The sequence below is a fragment of the Nonomuraea lactucae genome (assembly GCF_003313395.1).
Lineage (GTDB): Bacteria > Actinomycetota > Actinomycetes > Streptosporangiales > Streptosporangiaceae > Nonomuraea > Nonomuraea lactucae.
In genome coordinates, this window is sequence record NZ_QNFZ01000471.1 from 1 (window position 1) to 1,224 (window position 1,224).

Annotated in this window: 3 protein-coding genes; all 3 read right to left on the bottom strand. The window is 75.7% G+C overall.

All coding sequences use genetic code 11. The features are described from left to right. A partial coding sequence (locus DQW85_RS22750; RefSeq protein ID WP_113702177.1) for an NAD(P)/FAD-dependent oxidoreductase occupies nucleotides 1-181 on the bottom strand: 181 nt, incomplete at its 3' end. After that, complete coding sequence (locus DQW85_RS22755; protein ID WP_113702178.1) at nucleotides 178-708, bottom strand: isoprenylcysteine carboxyl methyltransferase family protein; 531 nt, start codon at nucleotides 706-708, stop codon at nucleotides 178-180. The genes DQW85_RS22750 and DQW85_RS22755, both read right to left, overlap by 4 nt. A gap of 5 nt (nucleotides 709-713) precedes the next feature. Beyond that, nucleotides 714-1,224: 3-oxoacyl-[acyl-carrier-protein] synthase III C-terminal domain-containing protein (locus DQW85_RS22760; RefSeq protein WP_275888242.1), on the bottom strand; the 511-nt coding region annotated here is incomplete at its 5' end.

Below are 1,224 nucleotides of genomic sequence, written 5' to 3' on the forward strand. Positions count from 1 at the left end.
CCGGCCGGACGCCCATCGCCGACAGCGCGGCCACTCCCCCGGGCATCAGGCCCTCGCCGCACGCCTTGTCCACCGGCGTGGCGCGCGGCTCGACGACCACCGCCTCCATGCCGGCGAGCGCGGCGTGGACGGCGGTCGCCAGCCCCGCCGGGCCGCCACCCGCCACCAGGACGTCGATCAAGGCACGGCCTGCCTCGGGGCGGCGGTCAGCGCCGCGTTCTCGCACCTGACGCGGACCGCCATCATCGCGGCGTTGAGCACGGTGAAGGCGACGGCGGTGACCCAGGCCGTGTGCACGAGAGGCAGCGCGAACCCCTCCACGACCACCGCGACGTAGTTGGGGTGACGCAGCCACCCCAGCCGGTACGGGCCGCGCGTGACCAGCGGCAGCCCCGGAACCACGATCACCTGGGTGTTCCAGCGGCGGCCGAGCGTGGCGATGCACCACCAGCGCAGCCCCTGCGCGGCGACGACCAGCGCCAGCATGGGCCAGCCGAGCGCGGGCAGGAACGGCCGGCCGGCGAGCGCCACCTCCAGGGGCGCGCCGGCGAGCAGGCCGGTGTGCAGGGCCACCATCCACGGGTAGTGGCCCTGGCCGCTCACCACGCCGCCGCGCTCCAGGCTCCAGCGGGCGTTGCGGCGCGAGACGACCAGCTCCGCGAGGCGTTCCAGCGCGACGAGCGCGATGAGGAGTACGTACCAGGACATGGCGGTCACCAGCGCAGCAGCACGAGTTCGGAGCAGAAGCCGGGACCCATGGCGATGAGCAGGCCGTGGCTCCCGGGTGGCGGCGGTCGCAGCTCCAGCGTGTCGGCCAGCACGTTGAGCACCGAGGACGACGACAGGTTGCCGTTGGCGGCCAGCGAGCGCCAGGTCAGGTCCAGCGCCCCGGGCGGCAGGGCGAGGGACTCGGCCACGGCCTCCAGCACCTTGGGGCCGCCCGGATGGCACACCCACGCGGCCATGTCGCGCACGGTCAGCCCGTGGTCGGCGAGGAAGGCGTGCACGTCGCCGGCCAGGTGGCGCCGGACGACGTCGGGAACGCTGGCGTCCAGGAGCACGCCGAAGCCGCTGTCGCGCACCTGCCAGCCCATGACGTGCTCGGAACCCGGATACAGGTGGCTGCGCGTCGCCACCACCTCGGGGCCCGTCACGGCGGCCACCTCCCGCCCCGCGGGGGCCGCCTCCCGCCCCGCGGGGGCCACTTCCGGGAGCGGCGGGGCG

Bases quoted from the DNA above. Each gene is read 5' to 3' on its own strand.
- DQW85_RS22755 (WP_113702178.1), bottom strand. From the start codon at position 708: ATGTCCTGGTACGTACTCCTCATCGCGCTCGTCGCGCTGGAACGCCTC.